This window comes from Curtobacterium sp. PhB128 (assembly GCF_004340725.1).
GTDB lineage: Bacteria > Actinomycetota > Actinomycetes > Actinomycetales > Microbacteriaceae > Curtobacterium.
In genome coordinates this window covers 63,784-90,180 of the sequence record NZ_SLUR01000006.1, presented here as the reverse complement: position 1 = coordinate 90,180, position 26,397 = coordinate 63,784, and the positions used below count along the sequence as shown (strand labels likewise).

Genomic DNA, 26,397 nt, shown 5'->3' with positions numbered 1-26,397 from the left:
GACGCGCCGGGGCAGGTCGTCACCGGCCCCACAGCCCCAGAGCCGGCCATCCGCCGGCAGTGAGCGTCCCGTCTCACGCACGCCGTGCCTCCCGTCCGCTGCCACGGACCGGAGTGCGAAGCACCCGAACCCCCTCCTGCCGAAAGGCCCCCGCCCATGTCCACGACGGTCCTGCCCGATGCGGAGCGCATCGACCTGACGCACACGAAGGGCTCGACGCTGTCGGGCCGTCCGCCAGGTCGCAAGCGCAAGACCAACTGGCTGCCCTACGCGCTCGTCGCGCCGGCCATCCTGTTCGAGCTGCTCATCCACATCGTCCCGATGCTCACCGGCATCTGGATCTCGTTCATCCAGCTCACCAAGTACTTCATCGCCAACTGGGGCGCTGCACCCTTCGCGGGACTGCACAACTACTCGGTCGTCGTCGACTTCGACCAGGCGATCGGCAAGGGCGTCCTGCACTCCTTCCTGATCACCTGCGGCTTCACGGTGCTCGTCGTCGGCCTCTCCTGGACCTTCGGCATGGCCGCCGCGGTCGCACTGCAGAAGCCGTTCAGGGGCCGCGGCCTGTTCCGCACCCTGTTCCTGGTGCCCTACGCGCTGCCGATGTACGCCGGCATCATCACCTGGAAGTTCATGTTCCAGCGTGACTCCGGCGCCGTGAACCACGTCCTGGTCGACCAGTTGCACCTGTTCAACGGCACCGGCCCGTTCTGGCTGATCGGCTCGAACGCTTTCGTCTCCGTCGTCGTCGTGGCGATCTGGAAGACCTGGCCCTTCGCCTTCCTGATGCTGATGGCCGGCCTGCAGTCCGTGCCGAACGACGTGTACGAGGCCGCCTCGGTCGACGGCGCGAAGCCGTTCCGGCAGTGGCGGTCGATCACGCTGCCGATGGTCCGCCCGGTCAACGTGACGCTCGTGCTCGTGATGTTCCTCTGGACCTTCAACGACTTCAACACGCCGTTCGTGCTGTTCGGCTCGACCGCGCAGCCCCCGGCCGCGGACCTGCTGAGCTTCCACATCTACAACGCGTCCTTCATCACCTGGAACTTCGGCTCCGGTGCCGCGATGAGCGTCCTGCTCCTCATCTTCCTGCTCATCGTCACCGGCATCTACCTCGCCGTGACCAACCGGAGGTCCGTCCGTGCGTGAGACATTCGGCGCCAAGTCCTTCAAGGTCGTGACCCTGGTCATCCTGACCCTGTTCACGGTCGTACCCCTCTACGTGATGATCACCACGGCCATCAAGCCGCTCGGTGACGTGCAGAACGACTTCACGTGGATCCCGACCAACATCACCATCCAGCCGTTCATCGACATGTGGTCGACGGTGCCGCTCGGCAAGTACTTCGTGAACTCGCTCGTCGTCTGCACGGTCGCCACGGTGTTCTCGCTGATCATCGCCACGTTCGCCGCCTACGGTGTCTCGCGCTGGAACTTCAAGGGCAAGAGCACCTTCACCACCGCGGTGCTCTCCACCCAGATGTTCCCCGGCGTGCTGTTCCTGCTCCCGCTGTTCCTCATCTTCACGAACCTCGGGAACTCGCTCGGCATCCAGCTCGTCGGCAGCTGGACCGGCCTGATCATCACCTACCTGACGTTCACGCTCCCGTTCTCGATCTGGATGCTCGCCGGCTACTTCGAGACCATCCCGCGTGAGCTCGACGAAGCCGCGATGGTCGACGGTTCCGGCCCGATGGGTGCCCTGTTCCGGGTCATCCTGCCCTCGGCCCGCCCGGGTCTGGTCGCGGTCGGCATCTACTCGTTCATGACGGCCTGGGGCGAGGTGCTCTTCGCCTCGGTCATGACCAACGGCGACGGGCAGACCCTGGCGGTCGGTCTGCAGCAGTACTCCACGCAGACGAACGTGTACTGGAACCAGATCATGGCCGCGTCCCTGGTCGTGTCCATCCCCGTGGTGATCGCGTTCCTCATCGTGCAGCGCCAGTTCGTGGCCGGCTTGACCGCCGGTGCCGTGAAGTAGGCAGCTGGCTCGACCCCAGCTCCAGCTCCAGCTCCGGCTCCAGCTCCAGCTGCAGCTCCGCGAAAGCGACAGATTCCCGGCGAACATCGCCGGGAATCTGTCGCTTTCGCGTACCGGTCCGTGCCGCCCGGGCAGGATGGGGCGCATGAGTGGAGCGCGCGGGCGGCAGCTGCTGCCGGGACAGACCAGCCGGGTGCACGTGTACGACCTCGAGTCGCGGACATCGCGGCCGGTGTTCGAGTCGAGGACGGTGCTCGTCGAAGCGCCGAACGTGCTCGACGACGGCACCCTGGTGCTGAACGGTGGCGGTGACCTCTGGCTGCTGCCGCTCGTCGACGGCGCACAGGTCCTCGACGAGACCGCGCTCGTCCCGGTGCCGATGCCCGGCGTCCCCGAGATCAACAACGACCACGTGCTCGACCCCTCGGGCAAGTCGGTCGTGGTGAGCGGCCGCGACGGGGACCTGTACCGGGTGCCCGTGCCGGCCGGGGGAGCGGCCGCGACCCTCACCGACGTCACCACCGCGCTGCCGGTCGTCCGGAAGTTCTACCTGCACGGCATCGCCCCGGACGGGGAGACCCTCGCGGCGATCGTCGGGGAGCGCACCGAGGCGGGCGTCTGGACCACCGACGTCGCACTCGTCGACCCCGCCACCGGCGAACCGACGTTCCTGACCCGCGACGAGCACCCCGACGACGGCGTCTCGTTCGCGGGCGAGATGCTCGTGTGGAACTCGGAGCGGTTCACGCCGGGCACCGCGCAGCTCGTCGCGCTCTGGCCGGGGGCGACCGACCCGGTCCGGATCACGAACGACGACCGGGTGAACTGGTTCCCGCACGTCTCGCCGGACGGGGAGCACCTGCTCTACCTGTCCTACGAGCCCGGCGTGCAGGGCCACCCGGCCGACCACCGCGTGGAACTGCGGCGGCTGCCCGGGGTGCTCGTCCGGGGCGCCCGGATGATGCCGGTGCCGGAGACCCTCGTCGTGCTCGACGGCGGCCAGGGCACGGTCAACGTCCCGCCGTGGTCCCCGGACTCCCGCTGGTTCGCCTACTGCGACTACCCCGTGGGTCGAGACTCGGCCTGAGCGACAGTCCTCGGGCTCGTGGCCACGAGGACTGTCGCCCACCGCGAGACTCGGGTCACCTCAGACCTCGCGCACCTGCCCCTGCTTGAGGTGCAGGCGACGCTCGGCCCGCTTCGCCACCCACGAGTCGTGCGTGACGATGACGACCGTCAGCCCGCGTTCCTTCCACTGCTTCTCGATGAGCCCCATGATCTCGTCGCGGGTACCCTCGTCGAGCGCGCCGGTCGGCTCGTCCGCCAGCAGCACGCTCGGGTTCTTCACCAGGGCACGGGCGATCGCCACGCGCTGCTGCTGCCCGCCGGAGAGCTCGGCCGGCAGATGCTCCATCCGCTCGCCGAGCCCGACCTCGCGGAGCGCCGCCGTGGCCCGCTCGCGGATCTCCGAACGTGCCCGGTTCGCGAGCGACCCCGCGAACGCCGTCTCGACGTTCTCGAGCGCCGTCAGCGTCGGGATGAGGTTGAAGCTCTGGAACACGAAGCCGATCTCGGTCGCCCGCAGGTCGGTCAGCGCACGGTCGCCGAGCTTCGCCACGTCGCGGTCGCCGCCGAGGTGGATCGAGCCGGCCGTCGGCCGGTCGAGTGCCCCGAGCATCTGCAGCAGCGTCGACTTTCCGCCGCCGGTCGGCCCCTGGATCGCCACGAGCTGTCCCTGCGGGATCGTCAGGTCCACGTTCGTCAGGGCGGTGACGGTGCGGTTCTTCTGCTTGTACGTCTTGCTGACGTTGGTCAGCCGGTACATCGGACTGGAGGCGCGGCTCGCCTCCGCCTGGCCGGGTGCGGTGTCGGTGCTGGTCACGGTCACTCCTTCTGGTCGCGTGCTCGGGGTCGGTGCGGGTCCGGTGGTCGGCACCGCGCCCGTGGCGGGGCCGGGCATCAGGCCACGCTCCGCAGGGCCTCGGCCGGACGGAGCTTGCTCGCGCGCCAGCCGCCGAGAGCGCCGGCGATGAGGCCACCGAGGATCGCGAGGCCGATCGCCAGCAGGATCACCTCGACGGTCACCGGGGCGTGCAGGACCACGTCGGTCGTCGACGCGGTGCTCGCGCCGCCGCCGAAGCCGCCGGCCGGGGCGCCGCCCGTCGTGCCGCTGCCCGCGGCCGCGGTCGCCGCGCCACCGGGCATGCCACCGCCACCTGCGCCGCCACCGCCGGTCGTGCTCGAGGCGCTCGCCGAGATGGTCGGGCTGATGATGTTCACCACGAGGATGCCGATCAGACCGGCTGCTGCGCCGAGGACACCGCCGATGAGGCCCTGCACGAGGGACTCGCCGGCGACCTGCCGGGTGATGCGGCCGTTCGACCATCCGATGGCCTTGAGGGTGCCGAACTCGCGGGTGCGCCTCGTGACGCCGGAGATCGTGAAGAGGATCGCGATGAGGAACGCCGCCGCCAGCACCACGATCGACAGCCAGGTGCCGAGGTTCGAGACGAGGCTCGACGCGGTGCTCAGCGAACCGGAGACACTCGACGCCAGGTCGGACTCGGTCGAGACCGTGGCGGTGGTGAGCTTCTGCTGCAGGGCGGTCTTGATCGCGCTGACGTCCGACGAGGACTCGGCGGACACGTAGATCGAGGTGACCTTGCCGTCGAGGTCCGCCAGCGCCTGCGCGGTGTCGAGGGGGATGTAGGTGTTCGAGCCGGTCGTCGACGACGAGCCGGTCGAGGTGACGATGCCGATCACCTCGAAGTCGGTGCCGCCGATGTCGACGGTGTCGCCGACCGCCTTCGACTCGCTCTTCGCGTAGGACGCGTCCAGCACGACGACGTCCTTGCCCGCGTCCTTCGCGGTGAACGTGCGGCCCTTGGTGAGCTCGGTGCTGGTCAGGGGGCCGACGGCGTCGCCGGAGACCGGGATGCCGGTCACGGTGAACGAGTCGACGTTGAACGAGCCGCCGCCGAAGCCGCCGCCCTGGCCGGAGTCGCCGCTCGGCGGGCCCTGCTGGGTGGAGCTGTCCGTGCTGCTGCTGTCCGTGCTGCTGCCGTCGGTCGACTGCTGGACCTGCCCCGAGAACGTGCTGTTCTCGAGGGTCAGGACACCGGTCGCCGCCTTGACGCCGTCGGTGCCCGTCACGGTCGTGAGGTTCGCGGCGCTGAGCGTGCTCGTGCCACGGGCGACGGCGAGCCGTGACTGCGACAGGTCGGTCGAACCGCTGCTGTCGCTGTCGTCACCGCTCTGGCTGCCGAAGTCGAAGCTCGGCCGACCGGAGCCCGACGCGCTCGGGGTCGTCGTCTTCGTGACGGTGATGTCGGTGCCGACGCCGTACACGGACTGCAGGACGCTGGACTGGGCCGCCTTCACGCCGCCCGCGATCGAGGACACGATGACCACGAGGGCGATGGCCAACGCCATGCCGATCGCGATGATGACGGTCTGCTTCTTGCGGTTCGTGAGTTCGCGCCTGAGGTACGTCAGGAACATGGTTCTCCTCGGTGGTGGCCGGCTGGGGTCACCGGCCGCGCAGAGCGCACGGCGGGGCCGACGGAGGAGAACGTAGGCAGCCGGTCAGTGGCCGCCCCATCGGCAGCCTATGAGCTGTCTAAGGGGCCCTCAGCTCGCGTCGCCGTACGCCCGGCGCAGGTGCTCCGCGTAGCCGCCGGGCGTCCGGCCGGCGAACCGACCGCTCGTCACCACCGGCAGGTCGACCGTCGCATCGACGCGGAACCCCATCGCGTGCGCCCGCTCGACGAGCCGGACGTCCTCGTGCTCGGGGACGGGGTCGAACCCGCCGAGCGCCAGGTACGCCGATGCCAGCACGCCGAGGTTCGCGCCGTGCACGTGCCCGAGCGCGGCGCCGGGCGGGTGCGCCTGCGTCCACCGGGCGAGCACGACCGGGTCCAGGTCGTCCGGGTCGGGGACGACGGCGCCGACGAGCACGTGCGCCCCGGAGCGGAGGGCGTCGGCCTGCTGGACCAGCCAGCCCTCCGGCACCCGCGAGTCCGCGTCGGTGTGGGCGAGCCAGCGGGACGCCGGGTCGGCGGGGTGCTGCCGGAGCGCGTGCGTGGCCCCGATGGTCCGCGCCCGACCGACGCCGACGTGGGCGGTCGCGACGACGTCGACGCGGTAGCGTTCGACGACCGTCGCCGTGTCGTCGGTGCAGCCGTCGAGCACGACCGTCACCGAGACCGCCACGTCGGGGTGCTCCCCGCCGAGTCGGGCGCGGGCGGCGAGCAGGGCGTCGAGGCAGGCGGCGATGCGGTCTTCCTCGTCGTGGGCGGGCAGCACGACGTCGATGCGCGTGACGCCGGAGGGCGCGGTCACCGGACGAGTCCCTCGGCCCGTGCGACCGACACGACGCCGGGGCCGGGCAGCACGCTCAGCACGAAGTCCGGTTCGACGTGGCGGACGAGCGCCGGTCGTGGCCACCGTTCCGCGAGCCGGGCGTCCACCGCGTCACCGCTCGACACCGCCTCGTCGTCGGGGTGGCGCCAGTGGCAGGCGACCAGCACGCCGTCGTCGTCGAGCGACCCCAGCACCCGGTCGATCGTCTCGTCGAGGTCATCGGGGGACAGGTAGTAGCCCACCTCGGACATCACGACGAGGTCCCACCGACCCGCCGGCCACTCGGCGGGCAACGAGGCCTGCACGAACCGGGCCCCCGGCGCACGGACGGCAGCCCGGGCCAACGGTGCGGCCGAGATGTCGGTGCCGAGCACGGCGTCGGCCCGTTCGGCGAGCGCTGCGGTGAGGACGCCCGTGGCGCAGCCGAGCTCGAGCGCGGACCGGTACCGCTCGCGGGGGAGCGCGGCGAGCGTCACCGCTCGCTTGCGGCGTTCGTACCAGGAGCGCTCGAAGTCCCAGCCCTCCGGCTTCCGCTCGTAGTGCGCGTCGAACGACTCCCGCGAGCGCGACGTCGTCGGCTCCGGCACGAAGAACCACTCGGTCGACCGCAGGTGGTGCGCGGCGTGCCGGTCGTCGATGATCGCCTCGTCCCCGGCGGCACCGGACAGCGGGCGGACCTGCGAGGCGTAGGCGTCGAGGGCGGCGCGTTTCCGCTCCCGGACGGCGTCGGCCAACGGCAGGACCCGGGCTCGGTCCCACGGCTGTGCGGACGCGGACGGGTCGTCCCAGTGCCACGCCCAGATCGGGTACGTCAGCAGCGACACCCCGGCGGCCTCGGCGGTGACCGCTTCGGCGACCTCGCCCGCGATGCGGTGGTCCCGGTGACCGTCCCCGCGCCACGGCGCCACCACGAGCGTCGGTCGCACGGCGTCGTCGAGCGCTCGCCGCAGGGCGTCGGTGACCTCGTCCCGGTGCTCCCGCGTCCCGCCGTCGGAGATCCCGACCGACGACGCCGTCACCCCGGGGTGCAGCGTGGCGAGGGCCCGGGTGAACTCGTCGTCGCGCACGGTGGCCAGCTCCGACGCCGTCGTGGTGGGGGAGTCCGGGTGCGAGCGCTCGCCGCGGGTGAGGAGCACGACGTGGGTGGGGAGTCCCGCGTCGGCTGCGGTCGCGATGAGCCCGCCGGCACCGAGGGTCTCGTCGTCGGGGTGCGGCGCGAGGACCACCACGGAGCCGATGCCGCCCAGGTCGACGGGTGCGGCCGACAATGTGTCGAGGAACGGCGTCCACACCGCGGGGTCGGTGCCCGGCTCGCGGTGGTCGAAGCTCACCACGCGACACCGCCGCGCTCCGTCACGATGCGGCCGATCCGGGCGAGGTCGCGGGCCCCGTGGTCCTGCAGCACGTAGAGCTCGAGGTCGGCGACCCGTGCCGCGACCGCGGGGTCCGAGGTCAGGGGAGCCGGGCCGACGGTGGCGACGACCCGCTCGCGCACGGCGTCCACCGCCCGGCGCACCCGGGAGCGCACCGTCTGGGCGAGCAGCGGCCAGTCGACCTCGGCGGCGTCGGGCTCCTCGGAGCGGTCGATCCGGGCGGCGGCGTCGGCGAGGGCGTCCTCGGCGTCCGCGAGGTCGAGCACGGTCGCACCGAGCGCGGCCTGCAGCAGTTCGGACTCCGGGTGGGCCGCGGCCAGCGCGCGCAGGACCCGGCCGAGGCCCACCGCACCGCCCCACCAGCACGCGGCGACGCCGATGCCGCCCCACGCGAAGCCCGGTCGCTGCAGGTACCAGCCGGGTGCGCCGACGAGCCGTGCCGTGGCACCGTCGAAGTCCACCGGGCCGCTCGGCACGTCGGGCATGCCCCGGGCGACCCAGGCCTCGTCGTGCGCGGTGACGCCGTCCTGGCGCAGGTCCACGGCGACGAGGACGCGGTCGTCGCCGGCGTGCGCGGTCACCAGCGCGTGCGACAGCGTCGACGCGAGGGAGCACCACGGCTTCGTGCCGGTGAGGATCGCCGTGCCGTCGTCCTGCAGCGCGGCCTCGAGGCGGAGTCCCGGGCCCTCGGCAGCGAAGACGCCCCAGGTCGAATCAGCGGGGACCGGCACGTCGGCCTGCTGCAGGATGCCGAGCGCGTCGAGGTGGGGTTCGACGGTGCGGGCGGTCGCGACGTCGCCCGCGGCGACGGCGGCGAGCGTGGCGAGGAAGCCGCCGGCGGTCCCCGCGGACAGGAGCGGGGTGGTGGCCGCGAGTGTGCGCGCGGCCGTCAGACGGTCTGCCGGGCTCGAGCCGGGCCTCCCGGCCGTCTCCTCGATCCCCGCGGTGTCGACGTGCCTGGCGGACGGTGGCCAAGCGGAGGATCGCAGCATCCCCCCAACCTACGAAGGCGCGGCCGAGTGCCCTCGGAGCGATCCACAGAGCGCGGAGGGGCGGTCCACAGACAGCTCATAGGAAATCCTCGATACTCGAAGACGTGACCATCTCCCAGCCTGCAGCAGCCCCGCGCCTCACGCGTGCCGACGGAACCCCGTTGCGCATCCTGGTCGTCGACGACGAAGCCAGCCTCACCGACCTGTTGTCCATGGCGCTCCGCTACGAGGGCTGGGACGTCAAGAGCGCGAACGGCGGGCAGGACGCCCTGACGACGGCGCGGGAGTTCAAGCCCGACGCGATGGTGCTCGACGTGATGATGCCGGACCTCGACGGCCTGCAGGTGCTCAGCCGGCTGCGGCAGAACAACGACGACACCCCGGTGCTGTTCCTCACCGCGAAGGACTCGGTCGAGGACCGCGTGACCGGGCTCACCGCCGGTGGCGACGACTACGTCACCAAGCCGTTCTCCCTCGAAGAGGTCGTGGCGCGACTCCGGGGCCTCATCCGCCGCTCGCAGATCTCGATCTCCGAGGCCGGCGACTCCCGCATCGTCGTCGGCGACCTGGTGCTCGACGAGGAGTCGTACGAGGTGCACCGTGCCGGCCGGCCGATCGAGCTGACCGCCACCGAGTTCGAGCTCCTCCGCTTCCTGATGCGCAACCCCCGTCGCGTGCTGTCGAAGGCGCAGATCCTGGACCGCGTGTGGTCGTACGACTTCGGCGGCAAGTCCTCGGTCGTCGAGATCTACATCTCCTACCTGCGCAAGAAGATCGACGCCGGTGAGACCCCGATGATCCACACGGTGCGCGGCGTCGGGTACGTCATCAAGCCCACCTCGTGACCCTCCGGCGTCGGCTCGTCCTGAGCATCGTCGCCCTCGTCGTCGCCGTCAGCGCGGTGATCGGGGCGGTGAGCATCATCGCGCTCTCCTCGATCCAGACCGGTGCGATCGACAAGCAGATCACCAGCGCCACCCACCGTGCGCAGCGCTACCTCGAGCAGAACCAGAGCGGGCAGCCGAGCATCGACCTGTCCCGTCCGTCGGGGCAGGCCGCGGGGACCCTGACCGCCTACTTCGTGGACGGGCAGGTCGTCATCGCGAACGTCCTCGACGACTACGGGCGACCGAGCTCCATCACGCAGTCGAGTGCCTCGGCCCTCGGCCAGGTGCGCGTGGGCGGCGACCCGGAGACGGTCGACCTCGGTTCGGACATCGGGCGCTACCGGCTCACCGCCGTCACCGTCGGTCCCGCCGTCCTGGTCGTCGGACTGCCGATGGCCCCGGTCTACGCCAGCGTCTGGTCGCTGTTCTGGGTGGTCGTCATCGTCGTCGGCACCGCGCTGCTCGCCGCGTCGATCGTCGCCGCCGTCGTGGTCCGGCGTTCGCTGCGCCCGCTCGAGCGCGTCGCCGAGACCGCCTCGACCGTGGCCCGGATGCCCCTCGACCGCAGTGACGCCCTGGACGGCGTCCGCGTGCCCGACACCGACCCCCGCACCGAGGTGGGCCGGGTCGGCAGCGCCTTCAACCGGATGCTCGGGCACATCGGCAGTGCGATGCAGGCCCGGGAACGCTCCGAGCAGAAGGTCCGGCAGTTCGTCGCGGACGCCTCGCACGAGCTCCGCACCCCACTCGCCTCGGTGCGTGGGTACGCCGAGCTCACCCGTCGGATGGGCGGTGACCTGCCGAAGGACGTCGTCTACGCCATGAGCCGCATCGAGTCCGAGTCGATCCGGATGACGTCGATGGTCGAGGACCTGCTGCTCCTCGCCCGCCTCGACGAGGGGCGCGAGATCCAGTTCGACGAGGTCGACCTGACCGGCCTCGTGCTCGACGCCGTCAACGACGCCCACGCAGCATCGCCGGAGCACGTCATCGAGATCGACGTGCCGTCCTCACCCGTCGTGGTCGTGGGGGACGCCGCGCGCCTGCACCAGGTGATCGTGAACCTCGTCACCAACGCCAGGACCCACACACCAGAGGGCACCCGCATCACCGTGGGTCTCGCGCCGTCGCCGTCCGCCCCCGGCGTGGACCTGACCGTGCGGGACACCGGCCAGGGCATCGACCCGGAGTTCCTGCCGAAGCTGTTCGAGCGGTTCGCCCGTGCCGACAGCTCCCGGTCGCGCACCGTGGGGTCGACCGGGCTCGGGCTCGCGATCGTGGACGCGGTCGTGCAGGCGCACGGCGGCAGCGTCGAGGTGGCGAGCGTGCCGGGCGACACCGTGTTCACGGTGCACCTGCCGGTGGATCCGTCGGCCGCGTCGGAGTCGGAGTCGGCCGCGTCGGCCGCTGCTGCGGTGTCCGCGGACTGGTCGGGGACGCCCGCTGCGGTGGACGCGACCCACTGACGCTGGGGAGGCGCGGGGCGGGCCCGCACCGCGCCTCCAGACCGGTGTTTGGTCTCGTCCACGGCATCTGCTACTGTTCTCGAAGCCAAAGACCGCCGGATGTCGTGCTGCTCGCAACGTGGTTGTGAACATCGTGACCGAAGGTCCTCACTCGTGAGGCATCCCGCGCAGGTGTTCCGAACCACTCCCACCATCTGGTGAGAGCAGCTCCGAGCCTCTGCGCCGGAGCTTTTTTCGTTCGTGGACCTGGGGCTACCGGCAAGAAACCCCAAGGAGAACCATGGCGAACAAGGAAGCTGCGGTCGCCGAGCTCACGGAGTCCTTCCGTAGCTCGAACGCCGTTCTGCTCACCGAGTACCGCGGTCTCACGGTCGCGCAGCTCAAGGAGCTCCGCAACTCGATCCGTGAGCACGCCACGTACGCCGTGGTGAAGAACACGCTGACCAAGATCGCGGCGAACAACGCCGGCATCTCCTCGTTCGACGAGGAACTCGCCGGTCCGTCCGCTCTCGCCTTCGTCCACGGTGACACCGTCGCCGTCGCGAAGTCGCTGCGTGCATTCGCCAAGGCGAACCCCGAGCTCGTGGTGAAGGGCGGTTACTTCGACGGTAACCCGCTCACCGCGACCGAGGTGGACAAGCTCGCCGACCTCGAGTCCCGTGAAGTTCTGCTCGGCAAGCTCGCCGGCGCCTTCAAGGCCTCGCTGTTCGGTGCTGCGTACCTGTTCCAGGCCCCCCTCTCGCAGGCCGTCCGCACCGTGGACGCCCTTCGCGAGAAGCAGGAGTCCGCGGCCTGATCAGGCTCGCGTTCCACAACCACACGTATTACTGAGTAGTAGGAGAAAATCATGGCGAAGCTTTCGCAGGACGAGCTCATCGAGGCCTTCAAGGAGCTCACGCTCATCGAGCTCTCGGACTTCGTGAAGAAGTTCGAAGAGGTCTTCGAGGTCACCGCTGCTGCCCCGGCCGCTGCTGCCGCGCCGGCCGCCGCTGCCCCGGCCGAGGCCGCTGAGGAGAAGACCGAGTTCGACGTCATCCTCAAGTCCGCTGGTGACAAGAAGATCCAGGTCATCAAGGAGGTCCGTGGCCTGACGTCGCTCGGCCTCGGCGAGGCCAAGGCGCTCGTCGAGACCGCCGACGCCAAGATCCTCGAGGGTGCGAACAAGGAGACCGCCGAGAAGGCGAAGGCGACCCTCGAGGCCGCTGGCGCCACGATCGAGCTCGCGTAGTCTCGACCGTTCGGTTCACGAAGGCCGCTGCCCCTCGGGGTGGCGGCCTTCGTCGTGCGCGACCTTTCGCGCTGAGCGACAGTTCGCGGGTCGCCGGTGGCGTGAGGTGTCGCACAGCGCGTGAGATCGCACTGCTCAGAAAGATATGCCGTGCGAGCGGAAGAGCGCGCGGAGGCGATCGGGCTCGACCAGGTGCCACCAGGTGACGCGGATGACGGCGCGGACGATGGGGAGCGCACGGAGCCGGTCTTCACGTCGTTTCTCGGCCCAGAGCACGTCCGCAGGATCGCGCCCCCGCAGCATGGACGGGTCGACGTACTTCTGTCGCCCGTCGAACTCGACGATCACGCCCAACGTCGGGAACCAGAAGTCGACGCGGTCGACGGTGCCGTCTCGGTGTCGGAACTCGGCCTGTGGCTCGCACGGCGGGAGTCCGAGCTGGACGAACCGGATCGCGGCGAACGACTCGCCGACCGACTCGTGTCGAGCGTCCAACGCAGCGAGCACGGTCTCCGCACGCACGGATCCGCGCGCTGGACGGATCGGGACAGACCGGCGGAGGTCGTCGCGAGCGATCGCTCCCTGCCGGACTGCCGCATCGACGGCGACCGCTGCGGTGTGGGGTGCACTCGAGGTGATGAGCGCGAGCGCGGTGTCGAGTGCGGCGGTGACCGGCACACCGTCGAAGGCGACCGAGTCGTTCAGGGGCGGCCCTGGCCAGGGGTGCCGGACGAGACCTGCTCGGTGCTGGATCGACGGGACCGCCGGGTCGATGACGTGGACGCGATCTGGAGCGGTCCCGACCAGCGGCCACCCGTGCATCAATGCGGCGGTGACGTGCGAGAACACCGACCCGACTCGGAGCCGTGGAGCGATCGCCCGTGCGCGAGCGAGGTGCTGGCCGACAGGGCTGAGGGCCTCCCATTCGTCCGCTGGGATGTACACGCCAGCGAGCAGGCGGACGAGTGTGCCCGACGCATGCTTGCGTTGCAGGAGTCTTGCGTTCGCCGGATCCAGTGCTGTCGCCCGGAGCAGGCGTGGCCGGTGGGTGCTCTCGTTCATGCCGTGATGATCGTCGAGGCGGTCCGTGCCGTGTCGGCCCGTCGGACACCTGTGGACCTGGAGCCCCGGCACCGTCCCTGTGGAGGAATGAGTCAGCATCGAGTTCACGGGCTCAGCGACGTCTCACGGGCAGTGGGACGCGTGAACTGTCGCTGGGCCCGCGAAGTCGCCGGCGGGCGGCGCGGGTCAGCGCAAGGTGCTGTGACGGCGGCCGTAGGCCAGGTAGAGCACGGCGCCGACGACCATCCAGATACCGAAGGCGATCCACGTCGTTGCGCCGAGGAACACCGCCAGGAGCACGCAGCTCAGGGCACCGAGGATCGGCACGACGGGGAACAGCGGCACGCGGTACGAGCGCTCGAGGTCGGGCTGCGAGCGACGGAGCACGATGACCGACACGTTGACGAGCGCGAACGCGACGAGGGTGCCGATGCTGGTGGCGTCGGCGAGCTCGCCCAGGGGGACCAGGGCGGCGACGATCGTGACCGCGATGCCGATGATCAACGTGTTCGCGATGGGGGTGCCGGTGCGCCGGGAGACCCGACCGAAGACCTTCGGGACGAGGCCGTCGCGGGCCATGGTGAGCAGGATCCGGGTCTGGCCGTAGAGCACGGTCAGCACCACGCTCGCGATCGCGATCACCGCGCCGATCGAGAACACCAGCGCGACGAGCGGCTGACCCGTGACGTCGACCACGATGCGGACGAGCGAGGCCTCGGACGACGAGAAGTCCGTCCACGAACGGGCACCGATCGCGGCGATGGCGACGAGGATGTAGAGCGCCGTGATGAGCGCGATCGAACCGATGATCGCCCGGGGGAGGTCGCGGCGGGGGTTCTTCGCCTCTTCGCCGGCGGTGGAGGCGGCGTCGAAACCGATGTACGAGAAGAAGAGCCTGGACGCGGCGGCGGTCACCCCGGCGGCACCCATCGGCGCGAGCGGCTCGAAGTTCTGCGCCTGGAAGGCCGTGAAGGCGACGACCACGAAGAACACGAGCAGTGCGATCTTCACGACGACCATGACGGTGTTCACCCAGGCGCTCTCCCGGGCACCGGGGATCAGGACGACGGTGGCGAGCAGGACCAGGACGGCCGCCGGCAGGTTCACGACGCCGCCGTCGCCCGGAGGCGCGGACAGTGCTGTCGGCAGGTGCAACCCGAACACGCGCAGGGTCTCGTCCACGTACTCGCTCGCGCCGACCGCGACCGCGGCCACCGAGACGGCGTACTCGAGGACGAGGCACCATCCGCAGACCCACGCGATGCCCTCGCCCATGGTGGCGTAGGTGTACGAGTAGCTCGACCCCGAGGTCGGGACGGCTCCGGCCATCTCGGCGTAGGACAGTGCCGAGAGCAGGGCCGCGATCCCGGCGACGACGAAGGAGATCCACACGGCGGGACCCGCGAGCGGCACGGCCGTGCCGAGCACCACGAGGATGCCGGTCCCGAGGGTCGCGCCGACGCTGATCATCGTCAGGTGCCAGACACCGAGTGACCGGCGGAGCGGTTCGCCGTTGACGCCGACGGCCGCCTCGGACTGCAGTTGCTCGATCGGCTTGCGGCGGGCGAGCTGCTGGCGGAGGGACGTGGGACGGGACGGCGCGGACGTCATGGGACCTCGGTGGTGCGGGGGTGGGGACGGCACATGCTCGCACGCCCCCTGAACGGGGTCAAATACGGCCGTCGGACTGCACTGCGGAACGGCGGTCGTCGAGCACGCGCCGATGTCCGACCGCGGGGATACGGTTGCTGCATGAGCATGGGCGGCGGGATGCGCGGGGGCGGCGGTGGCGGTGGTCCGCGCGGCGGCGGCCGGATCTCCAGCGGTGACTTCCGTGCGCAGAAGGCCGCCAACGCCGAAGCGCCGAAGATCCCGCACCTGGTGAAGCGGATCGCCGGGCTGTTCGTCCCGCACCGGCGGTCGATCGTCCTGACGGTCGTCCTCGTCCTGATCGGCGCGGCGATCTCGGTGATCCCGCCGCTGTTGACGCAGCAGGCGTTCGACCGGGGCCTGTTCCCACCCTCCGGCAGCCCCGACGTCCCGGTGCTGGTCGAGCTCGTGTCGGCGATGGTGTTCCTCTGGATCGCGAGCGCCGGGGTGGGCGTCTGGCAGACCTACCTGACGGCGACGGTCGGCAACAAGGTCATGGGCGCCATGCGGATGCGCCTGTTCGGGCACCTGCAGCGCATGGAACTCGCGTTCTTCACCCGCACGAAGACCGGTGTCATCCAGTCCCGCCTGCAGAACGACGTCGGCGGCGTCGCGAGCGTGCTGAACAACACGATCTCGTCGGTGCTCGGCAACACCGTCACGGTCATCGCCGCCATCGTCGCCATGCTGCTGCTGAGCTGGCAGATGACCCTGGTCGCGGTCGTGCTGCTCCCGTTGCTCGTCATCGCGCAGCGTCGGGTCGGGCAGGTCCGTGCCCGCATCGCCGGGCAGACGCAGGAGTCGCTGTCCGACATGACGGCGATCACGCAAGAGGCACTGAGCGTCTCCGGCATCCTGCTGGCCAAGAGCTTCAACCAGCAGCGCAGTGAGACCCGCCGCTACGGGGACGAGAACCGCAACCAGATCCAGTTGCAGGTCCGCCAGCAGATGTCCGGGCAGTGGTTCTTCGCGATCGTGCAGATCTTCCTGTCGATCATCCCGGCGATCATCTACCTCGTCGCAGCCTGGCTGATCATCGGCGACGTCCCGATCACCGCCGGCACCATCGTCGCGTTCACGACGGTGCAGTCGCGCTTGCTGTTCCCGACGGTCGGACTGCTCCGGGTGGTGCTCGACCTGCAGACCTCCGGAGCGCTGTTCGCTCGCATCTTCGAGTACTTCGACCTGAAGCCCGCGATCACCGACTCGCCCACGGCGAAGCCCGTCGACGACACCATGGTCGGTCACGTCGCGTTCGACGACGTGACGTTCACGTACCCGGACGGCGAGGCCGACAAGCCGACGCTCCGCGGGGTCTCGTTCGACCTCCGACCCGGGCAGTTCGCCGCCTTCGTCGGTCCGTCTGGTGCGGGCAAGACCACCGTGTCGTACCTGGTACCGCGCTTGTACGAGGCGACCGAGGGTTCCGTGCGGTTCGCCGGACAGGACGTCCGCGACCTCGTGCACGAGGACCTCATGCGCCACGTGGGGATCGTCAGCCAGGAGACCTACCTGTTCCACGCGACGATCGGCGACAACCTGCGCTACGCCAAGCCGGACGCGACCGACGACGAGGTCGAACGGGCGGCACGCGCGGCGAACATCCACGACACGATCGCCTCGTTCCCGGACGGCTACGACACGGTCGTGGGGGAACGTGGGTACCGACTGTCCGGCGGCGAGAAGCAGCGGATCGCGATCGCGCGGGTGCTCCTGAAGGACCCTCCCGTGCTCGTGCTCGACGAGGCCACGAGCGCGCTCGACTCGATCTCGGAGCGCGTGGTGCAGACTGCGCTCGACACCGCCGCCGCGGGGCGCACCACCATCTCGATCGCGCACCGGCTGTCGACGATCCGGGACGCCGACGTCATCTTCGTGCTCGACCACGGGCGGATCGTCGAGCAGGGCACGCACGACGAACTCCTCGCGCTCGACGGCACCTACGCGCTCCTGCACCGGCAGCAGAACACCCCGGCAGACACCGTCGAGCGCTGAGCCGGCCGGCCGGCGCCGGCGCGCACAGACCGACCGGTGCCAGCGTGCGCGGCGCGTGCGCGGAACGGACAGGTGACCCGACGGCGGACGGGAGGCCCGTGACCGGGCCGCAGCGCGCCTCCCGTCCGACCGCCCGCGTCTCCAGCCCGCGTCTCCAGCCCGCCGTCTCCAGCCCGCCCCGCGACAGGTGTCGCGAACGCGACCACCGAGGTCACGAAGCCGCAACGAACGTCGGATACCTGACACGAGTGTTGCTCGCGTGGTACCTGTGGTTGACGCGCACGCGCGCACCCTGCCCTCCTGAGCGGAGTTCGAAGTGACTGCAGTCCCACCGACGTCCGACACCAGCAGCCCCGGTCCCGACCCGATCCCCCCGGCGACGGACTCGCAGACGGGCGGTCCTCGCGTCGTCGAGGACGCACCGCGCAGGAAGGGCAAGCTCCGGGCGTTCCTGACGAGCGGCTCACTCGACATCCAGTCGAAGCTCCTGGTGATGCTGCTCGCCGTGAGCATCATCGCGGCGCTGGTGGTCGGCGTCGTCGGCTACCTGAACGGTCGTGCCTCGCTCGAGAACGCAGCGCTCAACCAGGTGACGTCGCTGCGCGAGGCCCGGATCACCGAGCTGAAGCGGTCGTTCGACCAGTTCACCCAGACGGTCGTCGCGCAGACCCGCAACGAGAGCGTGATCGGCGCGACGAAGGCGTTCTCGGCCGGGTGGGACGACCTGCGTGACCGTCCGGTGTCCGAAGCCGACCACACGAAGGTCGACGCCTGGTACGCGGACACCTTCGTCCCGCAGCTCGACGCGCGGAGTGGCGGCTCGGCGAACCCGGACCAGTTCGCGCCGACGACCGATCCGCAGGCGTACCTGCAGGCCCGGTACACGGCGCCCTTCGACGACTACGACAAGGCCGCGCAACTCGACGACGCCGGTGACGGCAGCAAGTGGTCCGAGGCGCACGCCGAGTACCAGCCGTACTTCCGCCAGGCGGTCGAGTCCGCCGGTTACGAGGACCTGCTCCTCATGGACACCGACGGCGACGTGACGTACTCGACCTATTCCGGGGCGGACCTCGGTTCCAACCTGCAGGACGGCCCGTACCGGGACTCGAACCTGGCGAGCGGGTACGAGGAGGCGCTGCAGCTGACCAGTGCGGACGACTTCGTGGTGACCGACTTCGCCCGGTACGCACCGAGCCTGAACGTCCCGACGCTGTGGGTGATGTCCCCGGTGGCCGACGACGGCAAGATCATCGGCATGATGGCCGTGCAGGTGCCGGTGGACCTCATCAACCAGGTCATGACGGGCAACCAGGACTGGGCCGACGACGGGCTCGGCGACACGGGGGAGTCGTACCTGGTGGGGGCGGACCACCTGATGAGGTCCTACCCGCGCCAGCTGCTCGAGCACCCGAAGCAGTACCAGCGCGACGTGATCGCCGCGGGGACCGCACCCGGCACGGCCGCGCGACAGATCGCCGTGAAGGGGTCGGTGCTCCTGCAGGAGGTCAACACCACCCCGGTCAGCCGGGCACTGCAGGGCAAGTCGGGCACGGTGATCTCGAACGACTACCGGGGCAAGGAGGTGTTGTCCGCGTACGCGCCGCTCGAGGTGGACGGCCTGCGCTGGGTGGTCGTGGCGCAGATGGACACCTCCGAGGCCTTCGCGCCGGTGAACGACTTCGCCCGGAACATCGGGTTGTCCCTGGTCGCCATCATCGTCCTGGTGAGCCTGCTGTCGCTGCTGCTGGCGCAGGTCTTCGTCCGCCCCATCCGCCGACTGCAGACCGCGGTGAACCGGGTCAGCAGCGGCGATCTCGGCGTCGAGGTGAAGACGAAGGCCGGTGACGAGATCGGTGACCTCGGGCTCGCCTTCAACGACATGAGCCGGAGCCTGCAGGTGAAGCAGGACCTGCTCGACGAGCAGCGGCGGCAGAACGACACCCTGCTCCTGACGCTCATGCCGGAGGAGGTAGCCCGGCGGTACAAGCAGGGCGACGAGACGATCGCCTCGGACCACCAGGACGTCGCGGTGGTCTACGCGGACATCATCGGGTACGACGACTTCGCCGCCGGCCTGACGGCGGAGGAGTCGCTGTCGCTGCTCAACGACTTGTGGCGGTCCCTCGACGAGGCCGCTGGTCGGCACGGCATCGAGCGGGTGCGCACGACGCGCAGCGGGTACCTGGCCAGCTGCGGTCTGAGCGTGCCCCGCGTCGACAACGTCCGGCGGGTGGTCGACTGGGCGGAGGAAGCACAGGGTGCGCTCGAGCGGTTCAACGCCCAGCACGGTTCGAAGGTCGGGCTGCGCGCGGGCATCGACACCGGCCAGGTGACGAGCGGTCTGGTCGGTCGTTCCAGCATCGTCTACGACATGTGGGGCGATGCCGTCAGCCTGGCGTACCGGGTCCAGGGCATCGCGCCCGCGCCCGGGGTGTACGCGACGCAGCGGGTGATCGACAAGCTCGGTGACCGCAGTGGCGTGCAGGACGTCGCGACGGTGCAGACCCAGACCGGACCGCAGAAGGTCTGGAAGCTCGAGCGGGTGGCGTCGTGATCGCCTTCTGGGAGCAGGCGTGGTTCTGGCCGTCGATCAGCGTGATCGTCGGGTTGCCGCTCCTGCTGCTCCTGCTGACCGAGGTGCAGTCGAGCCTCGAGCGTCGGCACAACCCGATGTCGAAGGTCGTCGCGCTGCTGCGCAACGCCGTCGTCCCGGTCATCGCGATCCTGGTCCTGTCGGTGCAGGTGACCGACGCGGTCGATCCGGGCCGGCCGGTGGTCAGCCAGGTCATCGCGACCGTGCTCGGCTTCCTGCTGATCGTCTTCGTGCTGAACGGGCTGAACATCCTGATGTTCACGAACGCCCGGAAGGGCACCTGGCGCGAGAAGATCCCGTCGATCTTCGTCGACATCGCCCGCGTCATCCTGGTGGCGATCGGCCTCGCGGTGGTGTTCCGCATCGTGTGGGGGACCGACATCGGCGGCATCTTTACGGCGCTCGGGGTCGGGTCGTTCGTGATCGCCCTCGCGTTGCAGACCGCCGTCGGGCCCATCGTCGCCGGCCTGTTCCTGCTGTTCGAGCAGCCGTTCCGACTCGGCGACTGGCTCGACATCGGCGGCACGCGTGGCCGGGTGGTCGAGGTCAACTGGCGATCGGTGCACGTCGACACCGGCGAGGGCATCCTGATCACCCCGATCGGATCGTTGGCCGGGGCGTCGTTCACGAACCTCAGCCGCACCGGTGGCACGTTCCCGGTGTCGACCGACGTCACGTTCACGACGGACGATCCACCCGCCGCCGTGGTCGCCCTGCTCGAGCGGGTCGCCAGCGGTCTCCCGCAGCTGTACACCGGGACGCGACCGACGGCGGTGCCGGCGGGCGGCGCGGCGTACGCGGTGTCGTTCCAGGTGCGCGGCCCGTCCCAGGAGGCCGACGCGCTCGCCCAGTTCCGGATGTGGCTCTGGTACGCCGCTCGTCGCGCCGGACTCGGGCTCGACGGCGACACCACCGACGACTTCGTGACGGACGCCCGCCGCGACGAGGCGCTCGCGGCCATCGCCGCGACGCTGTACCTGAGCGGGGACGACAGCGTCGCACTCGCCCCGGTGGTGCGCCTGGAGCGGTACGCCGCCGGCGAGGTCATCCACCGGGTGGGGACCGTGCCGGACTCGGTCCGGTTCGTCCTGTCCGGCAGCGTGGACCTCCGGGTCCCGTTCGAGGACGCCGAGTTGCCGGCGACCCGCGTCGAGGCTGGCGACTACGTCGGACAGACGGCGTTGACCCGGGAGGCGCTGCTCACGACCGCCACGGCGCTCACCGAGGTCTCGGTGCTGGTCATCCCCGCCACGGCGCTCGACCAGATCGTCCGGTCCACCCCGGCGCTGGCGCGCGACATGGGCGACGTGATCGACCGTCGACGCGCCGAGGTGTCCGCAGCGGTGTCCGCGCACGTCGCATCCCAGCAGAACGCGGTGACGGCGTCCTAGACTCGAGCCCGTGCGTTACGCGAACTCCGTGGTCGACCTCGTCGGCGACACCCCGCTCGTCAAGCTCAACCGCGTCACCGAGGGGGTGCGCGCGACCGTCCTGGTGAAGGTCGAGTACCTCAACCCCGGTGGGTCGTCGAAGGACCGCATCGCCACGCGGATCATCGACGCGGCCGAGGCCTCCGGTGACCTGCGACCCGGCGGGACGATCGTCGAACCCACCTCGGGCAACACCGGCGTCGGGCTGGCCCTCGTCGCCCAGCAGCGCGGCTACCGGTGCGTGTTCGTGCTGCCGGACAAGGTCGGCGAGGACAAGCGCAACGTCCTGACCGCGTACGGCGCCGAGATCGTCGTCACGCCGACCGCGGTGCCGCCGGAACACCCGGAGTCGTACTACTCGGTGTCCGACCGGCTCGTCCGCGAGATCCCGGGCGCCTACAAGCCGAACCAGTACGCCAACCCGAACGGGCCGCGCAGCCACTACGAGACCACCGGTCCGGAGATCTGGCGCGACACCGAGCAGCAGATCACCCACTTCGTCGCGGGTGTCGGGACGGGTGGCACCATCTCGGGCACCGGGCGCTTCCTGAAAGAGGCATCCGACGGCCGTGTCCGCATCGTGGGGGCCGACCCCGAGGGCTCGGTCTACTCCGGCGGCACCGGCCGGCCGTACCTGGTCGAGGGTGTGGGCGAGGACTTCTGGCCGACCGCGTACGACCCCGAGGTGCCGGACGAGATCATCGCGGTGTCGGACGCCGACTCGTTCGCGATGACCCGCCGCCTGGCGCGGGAAGAGGGCCTGCTCGTGGGCGGGTCCAGCGGGATGGCGGTCGTCGCAGCGCTGCGGGCCGCCCGCGACCTGACCGAGGACGACGTCGTCGTGGTGCTGCTGCCCGACGGCGGTCGCGGCTACCTCGGCAAGATCTTCAACGACCGGTGGATGCGCTCGTACGGCTTCGCCGAGACCGACGAGGCGCGCACCGTCGGGTCGCTCATCGCCGGCAAGGACGGCCGTCTGCCCGACCTGGTGCACGCGCACCCGGCGGACACCGTGCGCGAGGTCGTCGACATCATGACCAAGTACGGGGTGTCCCAGATGCCCGTGCTCAGCGCGGAACCGCCGGTCGTCATCGGCGAGGTCATCGGGGCCGTCGCCGAGAAGGACCTGCTCGAACAGGTCTTCACCGGTGCCGCGAAGATGACGGACGCCCTGACCGGTTTCGTGGGCGAACCACTCCCGTTGATCGGCGTGGGCGAGTCCGTGTCCGCAGCGCGTCGAGCCCTCGAGACGGTGGACGCCCTGCTCGTCGTCGAGGACGGCAAGCCGGTCACGGTCCTGACCCGCCACGACCTCCTGACCTACCTCTCCGAGTAAGGAACGCAGCCAGCATGACCGAGTTCAGCACCCGCGCCGTCCACGCCGGCCAGGAGCCCGACGGCCCCACCGGCGCCGTCATCCCGCCGATCCACCTGACGTCCACCTACGTGCAGGACGGCATCGGCGGGATGCGGAACGGCTACGAGTACTCCCGCGCCGGCAACCCGACGCGCGACTCCCTGCAGACGCTGCTCGCCGACCTGGACGGCGGCGTGGCCGCGTACTCGTTCGCGTCCGGTCTCGCCGCCGAGGACGCCCTGCTCCGGGCGGCGCTCCGTCCCGGGGCCCGCGTCGTGATGGGGAACGACGTCTACGGCGGGACCCACCGTCTGGTCAGCCGACTGCACGTGCCGTGGGGCGTCGAGCTCGTCGTCGTCGACATGAGCGAGCTCGACCAGGTCCGGGCCGCGCTGCAGGGCGCCCCCGAGGACACCGTGCTCTGGGTCGAGACGCCGACCAACCCGCTCATGAAGATCGCCGACATCGCCGGACTCGCGACCCTCGGGCACGAGGCCGGTGCACTCGTCGTCGTGGACAACACCTTCGCGTCGCCGTACCTGCAGCAGCCGCTGTCGCTCGGTGCCGACGTCGTCGTGTACTCGACGACGAAGTACCTGGGTGGCCACTCCGACGTCGTCGGTGGGGCCGTCGTGCTCGCCGACCAGGAGCTCGCGGCGAAGGTGCAGTTCCTGCAGTTCGGCGCCGGTGCGATCTCGTCGCCGTTCGACGCCTTCCTGACGACCCGCGGCATCAAGACCCTGGCGGTCCGGATGGAGCGGCACTCCACGAACGCGCAGGCCGTCGCCGAGGCGCTCGTCGCGGCGCCGGGCATCGAGCGCGTCTACTACCCGGGGCTCGCCGACCACCCGGGGCACGACATCGCCGCGCGTCAGATGCGCGGGTTCGGCGGGATGCTGTCCGTCGCACTGTCCGGCGGCCCGGACGCGGCCCGGCGCTTCGCGGAGTCCACGGAGCTGTTCGCGCTGGCCGAGTCGCTCGGGGGAGTGGAGTCGCTCATCGGGTACCCGAGCGAGATGACGCACGCCTCGGTGAAGGGCACGGAGCTCGCGGTGCCCGAGAACGTGGTGCGGCTGTCCGTCGGCATCGAGGACGCGGGTGACCTGATCGCGGATCTGCAGCTGGCGCTGACGCGCTGACGCGGACCTGCAGCAGGCGCTGACGCGCATCGCGCGTGGTCCGCGCCCCGCGACGTCGGCGGTGTCGCCCCTCGCCCCTACGATGAGCGGGTGAGCACCACGGCGACGAGGACGGGCCTGCTGAGCGGGCGGTACGCCCTCGCGACGATCGGCATGGTCGCCATCGTGGGCGTCGCGGCGTTCCAGAACCTGGCGATGACGACGATCATGCCGGTGATCAGTCGCGACCTGGACGGCGAGGCCCTGTACGCCCTGGCCTTCGCGGCACCGCTCGCGGCCGGGGTGCCCGGCATGGTGCTCGCCGGCAACTGGACCGACCGCGCGGGCGGCCGGATCGTCGCCTGGGTCTCCGCGCTGCTGTTCGCCGTCGGGACCGCCGTGGTCATGCTCGCGCCGACGATGGAGGTCTTCCTCGTCGGTCGACTGGTCGAGGGCTTCGGTGCCGGCGCGATCGACGTCGTGCTGTACGTGCTCGTCGCCCGGATCTTCCCCGCCGAGCTGCACGGACCGGTGTTCGCCGGGTTCGCGGCCGCGTGGGTGGTCCCGGCGCTCATCGGCCCGGCGATCGCCGGCATCGTCACCGACACCTGGAACTGGCACTGGGTCTTCGCGGGGGCGCTCGTGATCGCCGTGGGTGCGTTCACCGTGCTCGTGCCGACGCTCGGACGGCTGCAGGCACCGGCGGTCGAGCTGCGGCCGCCGTGGCAGCGGATCCGGATCGGGTGGTCGGTCGCCGCGGCCGTGTCGATCCTGCTGCTCAACGTCGCGCCGGACCTGACCCCGTGGGGGATGGTGGCCGCGGTCGTGGTCGGCCTGGTCGGGACGTGGTTCGCGCTGCGCCCGCTGCTGCCGACCGGCACCTTCCGCGCCGCTGCCGGACTGCCGTCGGTGGTGCTGCTGCGCGGGCTCGTGGCGGCGTCGTTCTTCGGCAGCGAGGCGTACGTGCCGTTCCTGCTGCAGGCGAAGCACGGCCTGTCCGCATCGGCAGCGGGGCTCGCGCTGACCGTCGCCGCGCTCAGCTGGGCGGCCTCGAGTTGGGCGCACGGTCGGCTGGGGGAGCAGCGCCTGACCGCTCGTCGGACCTTCGGTGTCGGACTCGTGCTCGTCCTGGTGAGCCTGCTGGCGGCCTTCGCGGTGGCGACGCTCGACCTGCCGTGGTGGGTGCTCGTCGCCGGCTGGTTCGTCGGCGGCGCGGGCATGGGGGCGATCTACCCGCGGACGTCGATGCTCACCCTGCGGTTCTCGGGCGAGGGCGACGACGGCTTCGCGAGCTCGGCGCTCACCATCGCCGACGCCGCGGGCAGCGTCATCGGCCTGGCGGTCACCGGGCTGCTGTTCACCGCGACCGGCGGCGCCGAGGGCACGGTGTCCTTCCCGCTGGTCTTCGCGGCGATGATCTGCTTCGCCGCACTGGCGATCGCCGCGGTCCGGCGGCTCGGCCCCGTCCCCGCGCCGGTGTCGTCGGCGTCGCCGGACCGCGCAGCCGGGTAGCGTGGCAGACCGGACCGAAGAGGAGACACCCGTGGTGCGCATCGTCGCTGCAGCCGTCGTCCTGACGGCCGCCCTCGCGTTGGCCGGCTGCCAGGGCACGACCTCCGCTGCGCCCACGCCGGTGCAGAGCACGGACCTGACCAGCTCCGACGGCGGGTTCGACAAGCAGGCCGTCATCGGCGTCGTGCTGGTCGACGACGACGCGGCCCTGGGCGAGGACCTGCGGGCCGGCCTGTCCGATGCCGGGTTCCGTCCCGACGTCCGGGTCGCACCCGCGTCCGGCGCGGCGGCGTCCCAGCGGACCGCGGTCGCCCAGCTCGTTCGCAAGGGCGCCAAGGCCCTGCTCGTGCACGCGGCTCGGCCGTCCGCGCTCACCGGGGTGATCCAGACCGCGCACGACGCCGGTGTCGTGGTGGTGTCCCTGGGTGATCCGCTGCCGGCGAGCGGTACCGGCGGCGACGGTGTGTCGGCCGACTACCGGGTGCCCGCAGCGGCGGACGACGCGGACCTGGCGGCCACCGCGGTCGAGGTCGTGCAGTCGTTGCAGCGCGGCGAGAAGCCGGAGACCGAACCGAGCGACGGCGACTCGACCGACGCCGAGTGAGCCGAGGCGAGCCGCGTCACCAGGCCGGTCAGCGCCGCGCCAGCTGGCCGGTCAGCGCCGCGCCACCAGGCGGCTCAGCTCAGCTCCACCAGGCCGGGAACGACAGCGTGATCGTCTCGACCAGCGCCTTCCGCGACCGTCGGGGCCCGGCGAGCCACGCTTCGATCGCCCCGACGAAGCCCTGCGCGACGTAGCCGGCGGCCACGTCGTCGAGGAGCTCCGGGCGGCGGTCGGTGTCGAGTTCGCGGATGTGCAGGGCACTCGACTCGGTGAAGTGGCCCACGAGCAGCCGGTGCAGTGACGCGTCGTTCGGGTCCGGCAGTGCCTTGGCGTAGATGTCGCGGTGGGTGGTCACGTGCTCGACGACCGCGTTGATGCCCCGCCGTGTGATGGTCGCGAGCTCGGCCGCGTCGGCCCCGCGGGCGGCTGCGGCCCGTCGGTCGTCGGCGTCGTCCTGCCGAATGCGGTCGAGCTCCGGCGTCAGCACGTCGGCGAGCAGCGATCCGGGGGAGACCGCGTGCGAGTAGAACGTCGCGCGGTTGATGCCGGCGGCACGGGTGACGTCCGCGACGGTGATCTCGGAGACGGGGCGGTCGGCCGCCAGTCGCAGGATCGCTTCGCGCAGGGCGGCGGTCGTGTGCAGGATCCGGGCATCCACCATGACGCCCACCCCCTTCTGATCCGGTTCACCCGGAGGCCCCCGAGCAGTCCGACGGTACCGCATGGCACGGGATCGGCACGCGGACGGCGGGTGGCAACACGCGGGCAATCCGTGCCAGCG

At 70.8% G+C, this 26,397-nt stretch carries 22 protein-coding genes; 14 read left to right on the top strand and 8 right to left on the bottom strand.

Features of this window, described 5'->3' with window-relative positions:
- The first annotated feature begins 156 nt into the window (after positions 1 to 156).
- From EDF23_RS11745 to EDF23_RS11735, 3 genes are all read left to right on the top strand, one after another.
- Entirely contained in the window at positions 157 to 1,152 is a 996-nt protein-coding gene (locus tag EDF23_RS11745; RefSeq protein WP_111084254.1) for a sugar ABC transporter permease, read from the top strand.
- Positions 1,145 to 1,984, top strand: a complete 840-nt coding sequence (locus tag EDF23_RS11740; RefSeq protein WP_111084253.1) for a carbohydrate ABC transporter permease — start codon at positions 1,145 to 1,147, stop codon at positions 1,982 to 1,984. The genes EDF23_RS11745 and EDF23_RS11740 overlap by 8 nt, the downstream gene beginning before the upstream one ends.
- A 145-nt stretch (positions 1,985 to 2,129) precedes the next feature.
- A complete protein-coding gene (locus EDF23_RS11735) occupies positions 2,130 to 3,071 on the top strand; it encodes a hypothetical protein (RefSeq protein ID WP_131921747.1) in 942 nt (313 codons plus the stop codon).
- A 60-nt stretch (positions 3,072 to 3,131) separates the two neighbouring features.
- Here EDF23_RS11735 and EDF23_RS11730 read toward each other — a convergent pair whose 3' ends face one another.
- From EDF23_RS11730 to EDF23_RS11710, 5 genes are all read right to left on the bottom strand, one after another.
- Positions 3,132 to 3,809, bottom strand: coding sequence for an ABC transporter ATP-binding protein (locus tag EDF23_RS11730; protein WP_111084468.1), 678 nt, complete (start codon positions 3,807 to 3,809; stop codon positions 3,132 to 3,134).
- 134 nt (positions 3,810 to 3,943) lie between these two features.
- Positions 3,944 to 5,485 (bottom strand): ABC transporter permease, encoded by a 1,542-nt coding sequence (locus EDF23_RS11725; protein WP_131921746.1) that lies wholly within the window; start codon positions 5,483 to 5,485, stop codon positions 3,944 to 3,946.
- A 129-nt stretch (positions 5,486 to 5,614) separates the two neighbouring features.
- A complete protein-coding gene (locus tag EDF23_RS11720; protein WP_165901109.1) occupies positions 5,615 to 6,325 on the bottom strand; it encodes a glycosyltransferase in 711 nt (236 codons plus the stop codon).
- Positions 6,322 to 7,677, bottom strand: a complete 1,356-nt coding sequence (locus EDF23_RS11715) for a bifunctional PIG-L family deacetylase/class I SAM-dependent methyltransferase (RefSeq protein WP_243648902.1) — start codon at positions 7,675 to 7,677, stop codon at positions 6,322 to 6,324. The genes EDF23_RS11720 and EDF23_RS11715 overlap by 4 nt, the downstream gene beginning before the upstream one ends.
- Complete coding sequence (locus EDF23_RS11710) at positions 7,674 to 8,711, bottom strand: acyl-CoA/acyl-ACP dehydrogenase (RefSeq protein ID WP_131921743.1); 1,038 nt, start codon at positions 8,709 to 8,711, stop codon at positions 7,674 to 7,676. The genes EDF23_RS11715 and EDF23_RS11710 overlap by 4 nt, the downstream gene beginning before the upstream one ends.
- 110 nt (positions 8,712 to 8,821) lie before the next feature.
- On the opposite strand from EDF23_RS11710, the gene EDF23_RS11705 reads away from it, so the two are divergent.
- The 4 genes from EDF23_RS11705 to rplL all read left to right on the top strand — a co-directional run bounded on the left by EDF23_RS11705 (position 8,822) and on the right by rplL (position 12,292).
- Positions 8,822 to 9,556: a response regulator transcription factor gene (locus EDF23_RS11705; RefSeq protein ID WP_197068690.1), complete on the top strand. Its 735-nt coding sequence runs from the start codon at positions 8,822 to 8,824 to the stop codon at positions 9,554 to 9,556.
- Entirely contained in the window at positions 9,553 to 11,064 is a 1,512-nt protein-coding gene (locus EDF23_RS11700; RefSeq protein WP_131921742.1) for a HAMP domain-containing sensor histidine kinase, read from the top strand. Before EDF23_RS11705 ends, EDF23_RS11700 begins: the two co-directional genes overlap by 4 nt.
- A 280-nt stretch (positions 11,065 to 11,344) precedes the next feature.
- Positions 11,345 to 11,860: a 50S ribosomal protein L10 gene (rplJ, locus tag EDF23_RS11695; protein WP_123292121.1), complete on the top strand. Its 516-nt coding sequence runs from the start codon at positions 11,345 to 11,347 to the stop codon at positions 11,858 to 11,860.
- 51 nt (positions 11,861 to 11,911) lie between these two features.
- The gene (rplL, locus tag EDF23_RS11690; RefSeq protein ID WP_123938632.1) at positions 11,912 to 12,292 is read left to right on the top strand and encodes a 50S ribosomal protein L7/L12; all 381 of its coding nucleotides are present in this window, start codon (positions 11,912 to 11,914) and stop codon (positions 12,290 to 12,292) included.
- Positions 12,293 to 12,427: 135 nt separating this feature from the next.
- Here the strand turns inward: rplL and EDF23_RS11685 are convergent, their stop codons facing one another.
- Together EDF23_RS11685 and EDF23_RS11680 are read right to left on the bottom strand one after the other, a co-directional pair.
- Positions 12,428 to 13,354 (bottom strand): hypothetical protein, encoded by a 927-nt coding sequence (locus tag EDF23_RS11685; protein WP_131879269.1) that lies wholly within the window; start codon positions 13,352 to 13,354, stop codon positions 12,428 to 12,430.
- A gap of 186 nt (positions 13,355 to 13,540) precedes the next feature.
- A complete protein-coding gene (locus EDF23_RS11680; RefSeq protein ID WP_123338869.1) occupies positions 13,541 to 14,965 on the bottom strand; it encodes an amino acid permease in 1,425 nt (474 codons plus the stop codon).
- 141 nt (positions 14,966 to 15,106) lie between these two features.
- Between EDF23_RS11680 and EDF23_RS11675 the strand changes: the two genes are divergently transcribed.
- From EDF23_RS11675 to EDF23_RS11645, 7 genes are all read left to right on the top strand, one after another.
- Positions 15,107 to 16,999, top strand: a complete 1,893-nt coding sequence (locus EDF23_RS11675) for an ABC transporter ATP-binding protein (protein ID WP_243648901.1) — start codon at positions 15,107 to 15,109, stop codon at positions 16,997 to 16,999.
- Positions 17,000 to 17,315: 316 nt separating this feature from the next.
- Positions 17,316 to 19,556, top strand: coding sequence for an adenylate/guanylate cyclase domain-containing protein (locus EDF23_RS11670; RefSeq protein WP_131921741.1), 2,241 nt, complete (start codon positions 17,316 to 17,318; stop codon positions 19,554 to 19,556).
- Positions 19,553 to 20,986 carry a mechanosensitive ion channel domain-containing protein gene (locus EDF23_RS11665; RefSeq protein WP_131921740.1) on the top strand — a complete coding sequence of 478 codons (1,434 nt, stop codon included), beginning with the start codon at positions 19,553 to 19,555 and terminating at the stop codon, positions 20,984 to 20,986. Before EDF23_RS11670 ends, EDF23_RS11665 begins: the two co-directional genes overlap by 4 nt.
- Positions 20,987 to 20,996: 10 nt before the next feature.
- The gene (locus EDF23_RS11660; RefSeq protein WP_123938636.1) at positions 20,997 to 22,361 is read left to right on the top strand and encodes a cystathionine beta-synthase; all 1,365 of its coding nucleotides are present in this window, start codon (positions 20,997 to 20,999) and stop codon (positions 22,359 to 22,361) included.
- A 14-nt stretch (positions 22,362 to 22,375) separates the two neighbouring features.
- Positions 22,376 to 23,521, top strand: coding sequence for a cystathionine gamma-synthase (locus tag EDF23_RS11655; protein ID WP_131921739.1), 1,146 nt, complete (start codon positions 22,376 to 22,378; stop codon positions 23,519 to 23,521).
- A gap of 90 nt (positions 23,522 to 23,611) precedes the next feature.
- The gene (locus EDF23_RS11650) at positions 23,612 to 25,012 is read left to right on the top strand and encodes an MFS transporter (RefSeq protein WP_131921738.1); all 1,401 of its coding nucleotides are present in this window, start codon (positions 23,612 to 23,614) and stop codon (positions 25,010 to 25,012) included.
- Between the two features lie 31 nt (positions 25,013 to 25,043).
- Positions 25,044 to 25,616 carry a substrate-binding domain-containing protein gene (locus EDF23_RS11645; protein WP_165901108.1) on the top strand — a complete coding sequence of 191 codons (573 nt, stop codon included), beginning with the start codon at positions 25,044 to 25,046 and terminating at the stop codon, positions 25,614 to 25,616.
- Between the two features lie 79 nt (positions 25,617 to 25,695).
- On the opposite strand, the gene EDF23_RS11640 is transcribed toward EDF23_RS11645, so the two are convergent.
- Entirely contained in the window at positions 25,696 to 26,277 is a 582-nt protein-coding gene (locus tag EDF23_RS11640) for a TetR/AcrR family transcriptional regulator (protein ID WP_165901107.1), read from the bottom strand.
- Positions 26,278 to 26,397: the final 120 nt, after the last annotated feature.

Bases quoted from the DNA above. Each gene is read 5' to 3' on its own strand.
- EDF23_RS11640 (WP_165901107.1), bottom strand. From the start codon at position 26,277: ATGGTGGATGCCCGGATCCTGCACACGACCGCCGCCCTGCGCGAAGCG.
- EDF23_RS11730 (WP_111084468.1), bottom strand. From the start codon at position 3,809: ATGTACCGGCTGACCAACGTCAGCAAGACGTACAAGCAGAAGAACCGC.
- EDF23_RS11675 (WP_243648901.1), top strand. From the start codon at position 15,107: ATGAGCATGGGCGGCGGGATGCGCGGGGGCGGCGGTGGCGGTGGTCCG.
- EDF23_RS11725 (WP_131921746.1), bottom strand. From the start codon at position 5,485: ATGTTCCTGACGTACCTCAGGCGCGAACTCACGAACCGCAAGAAGCAG.
- rplJ (WP_123292121.1), top strand. From the start codon at position 11,345: ATGGCGAACAAGGAAGCTGCGGTCGCCGAGCTCACGGAGTCCTTCCGT.
- EDF23_RS11710 (WP_131921743.1), bottom strand. From the start codon at position 8,711: ATGCTGCGATCCTCCGCTTGGCCACCGTCCGCCAGGCACGTCGACACC.
- EDF23_RS11685 (WP_131879269.1), bottom strand. From the start codon at position 13,354: ATGAACGAGAGCACCCACCGGCCACGCCTGCTCCGGGCGACAGCACTG.
- EDF23_RS11735 (WP_131921747.1), top strand. From the start codon at position 2,130: ATGAGTGGAGCGCGCGGGCGGCAGCTGCTGCCGGGACAGACCAGCCGG.
- EDF23_RS11745 (WP_111084254.1), top strand. From the start codon at position 157: ATGTCCACGACGGTCCTGCCCGATGCGGAGCGCATCGACCTGACGCAC.
- rplL (WP_123938632.1), top strand. From the start codon at position 11,912: ATGGCGAAGCTTTCGCAGGACGAGCTCATCGAGGCCTTCAAGGAGCTC.
- EDF23_RS11680 (WP_123338869.1), bottom strand. From the start codon at position 14,965: ATGACGTCCGCGCCGTCCCGTCCCACGTCCCTCCGCCAGCAGCTCGCC.
- EDF23_RS11655 (WP_131921739.1), top strand. From the start codon at position 22,376: ATGACCGAGTTCAGCACCCGCGCCGTCCACGCCGGCCAGGAGCCCGAC.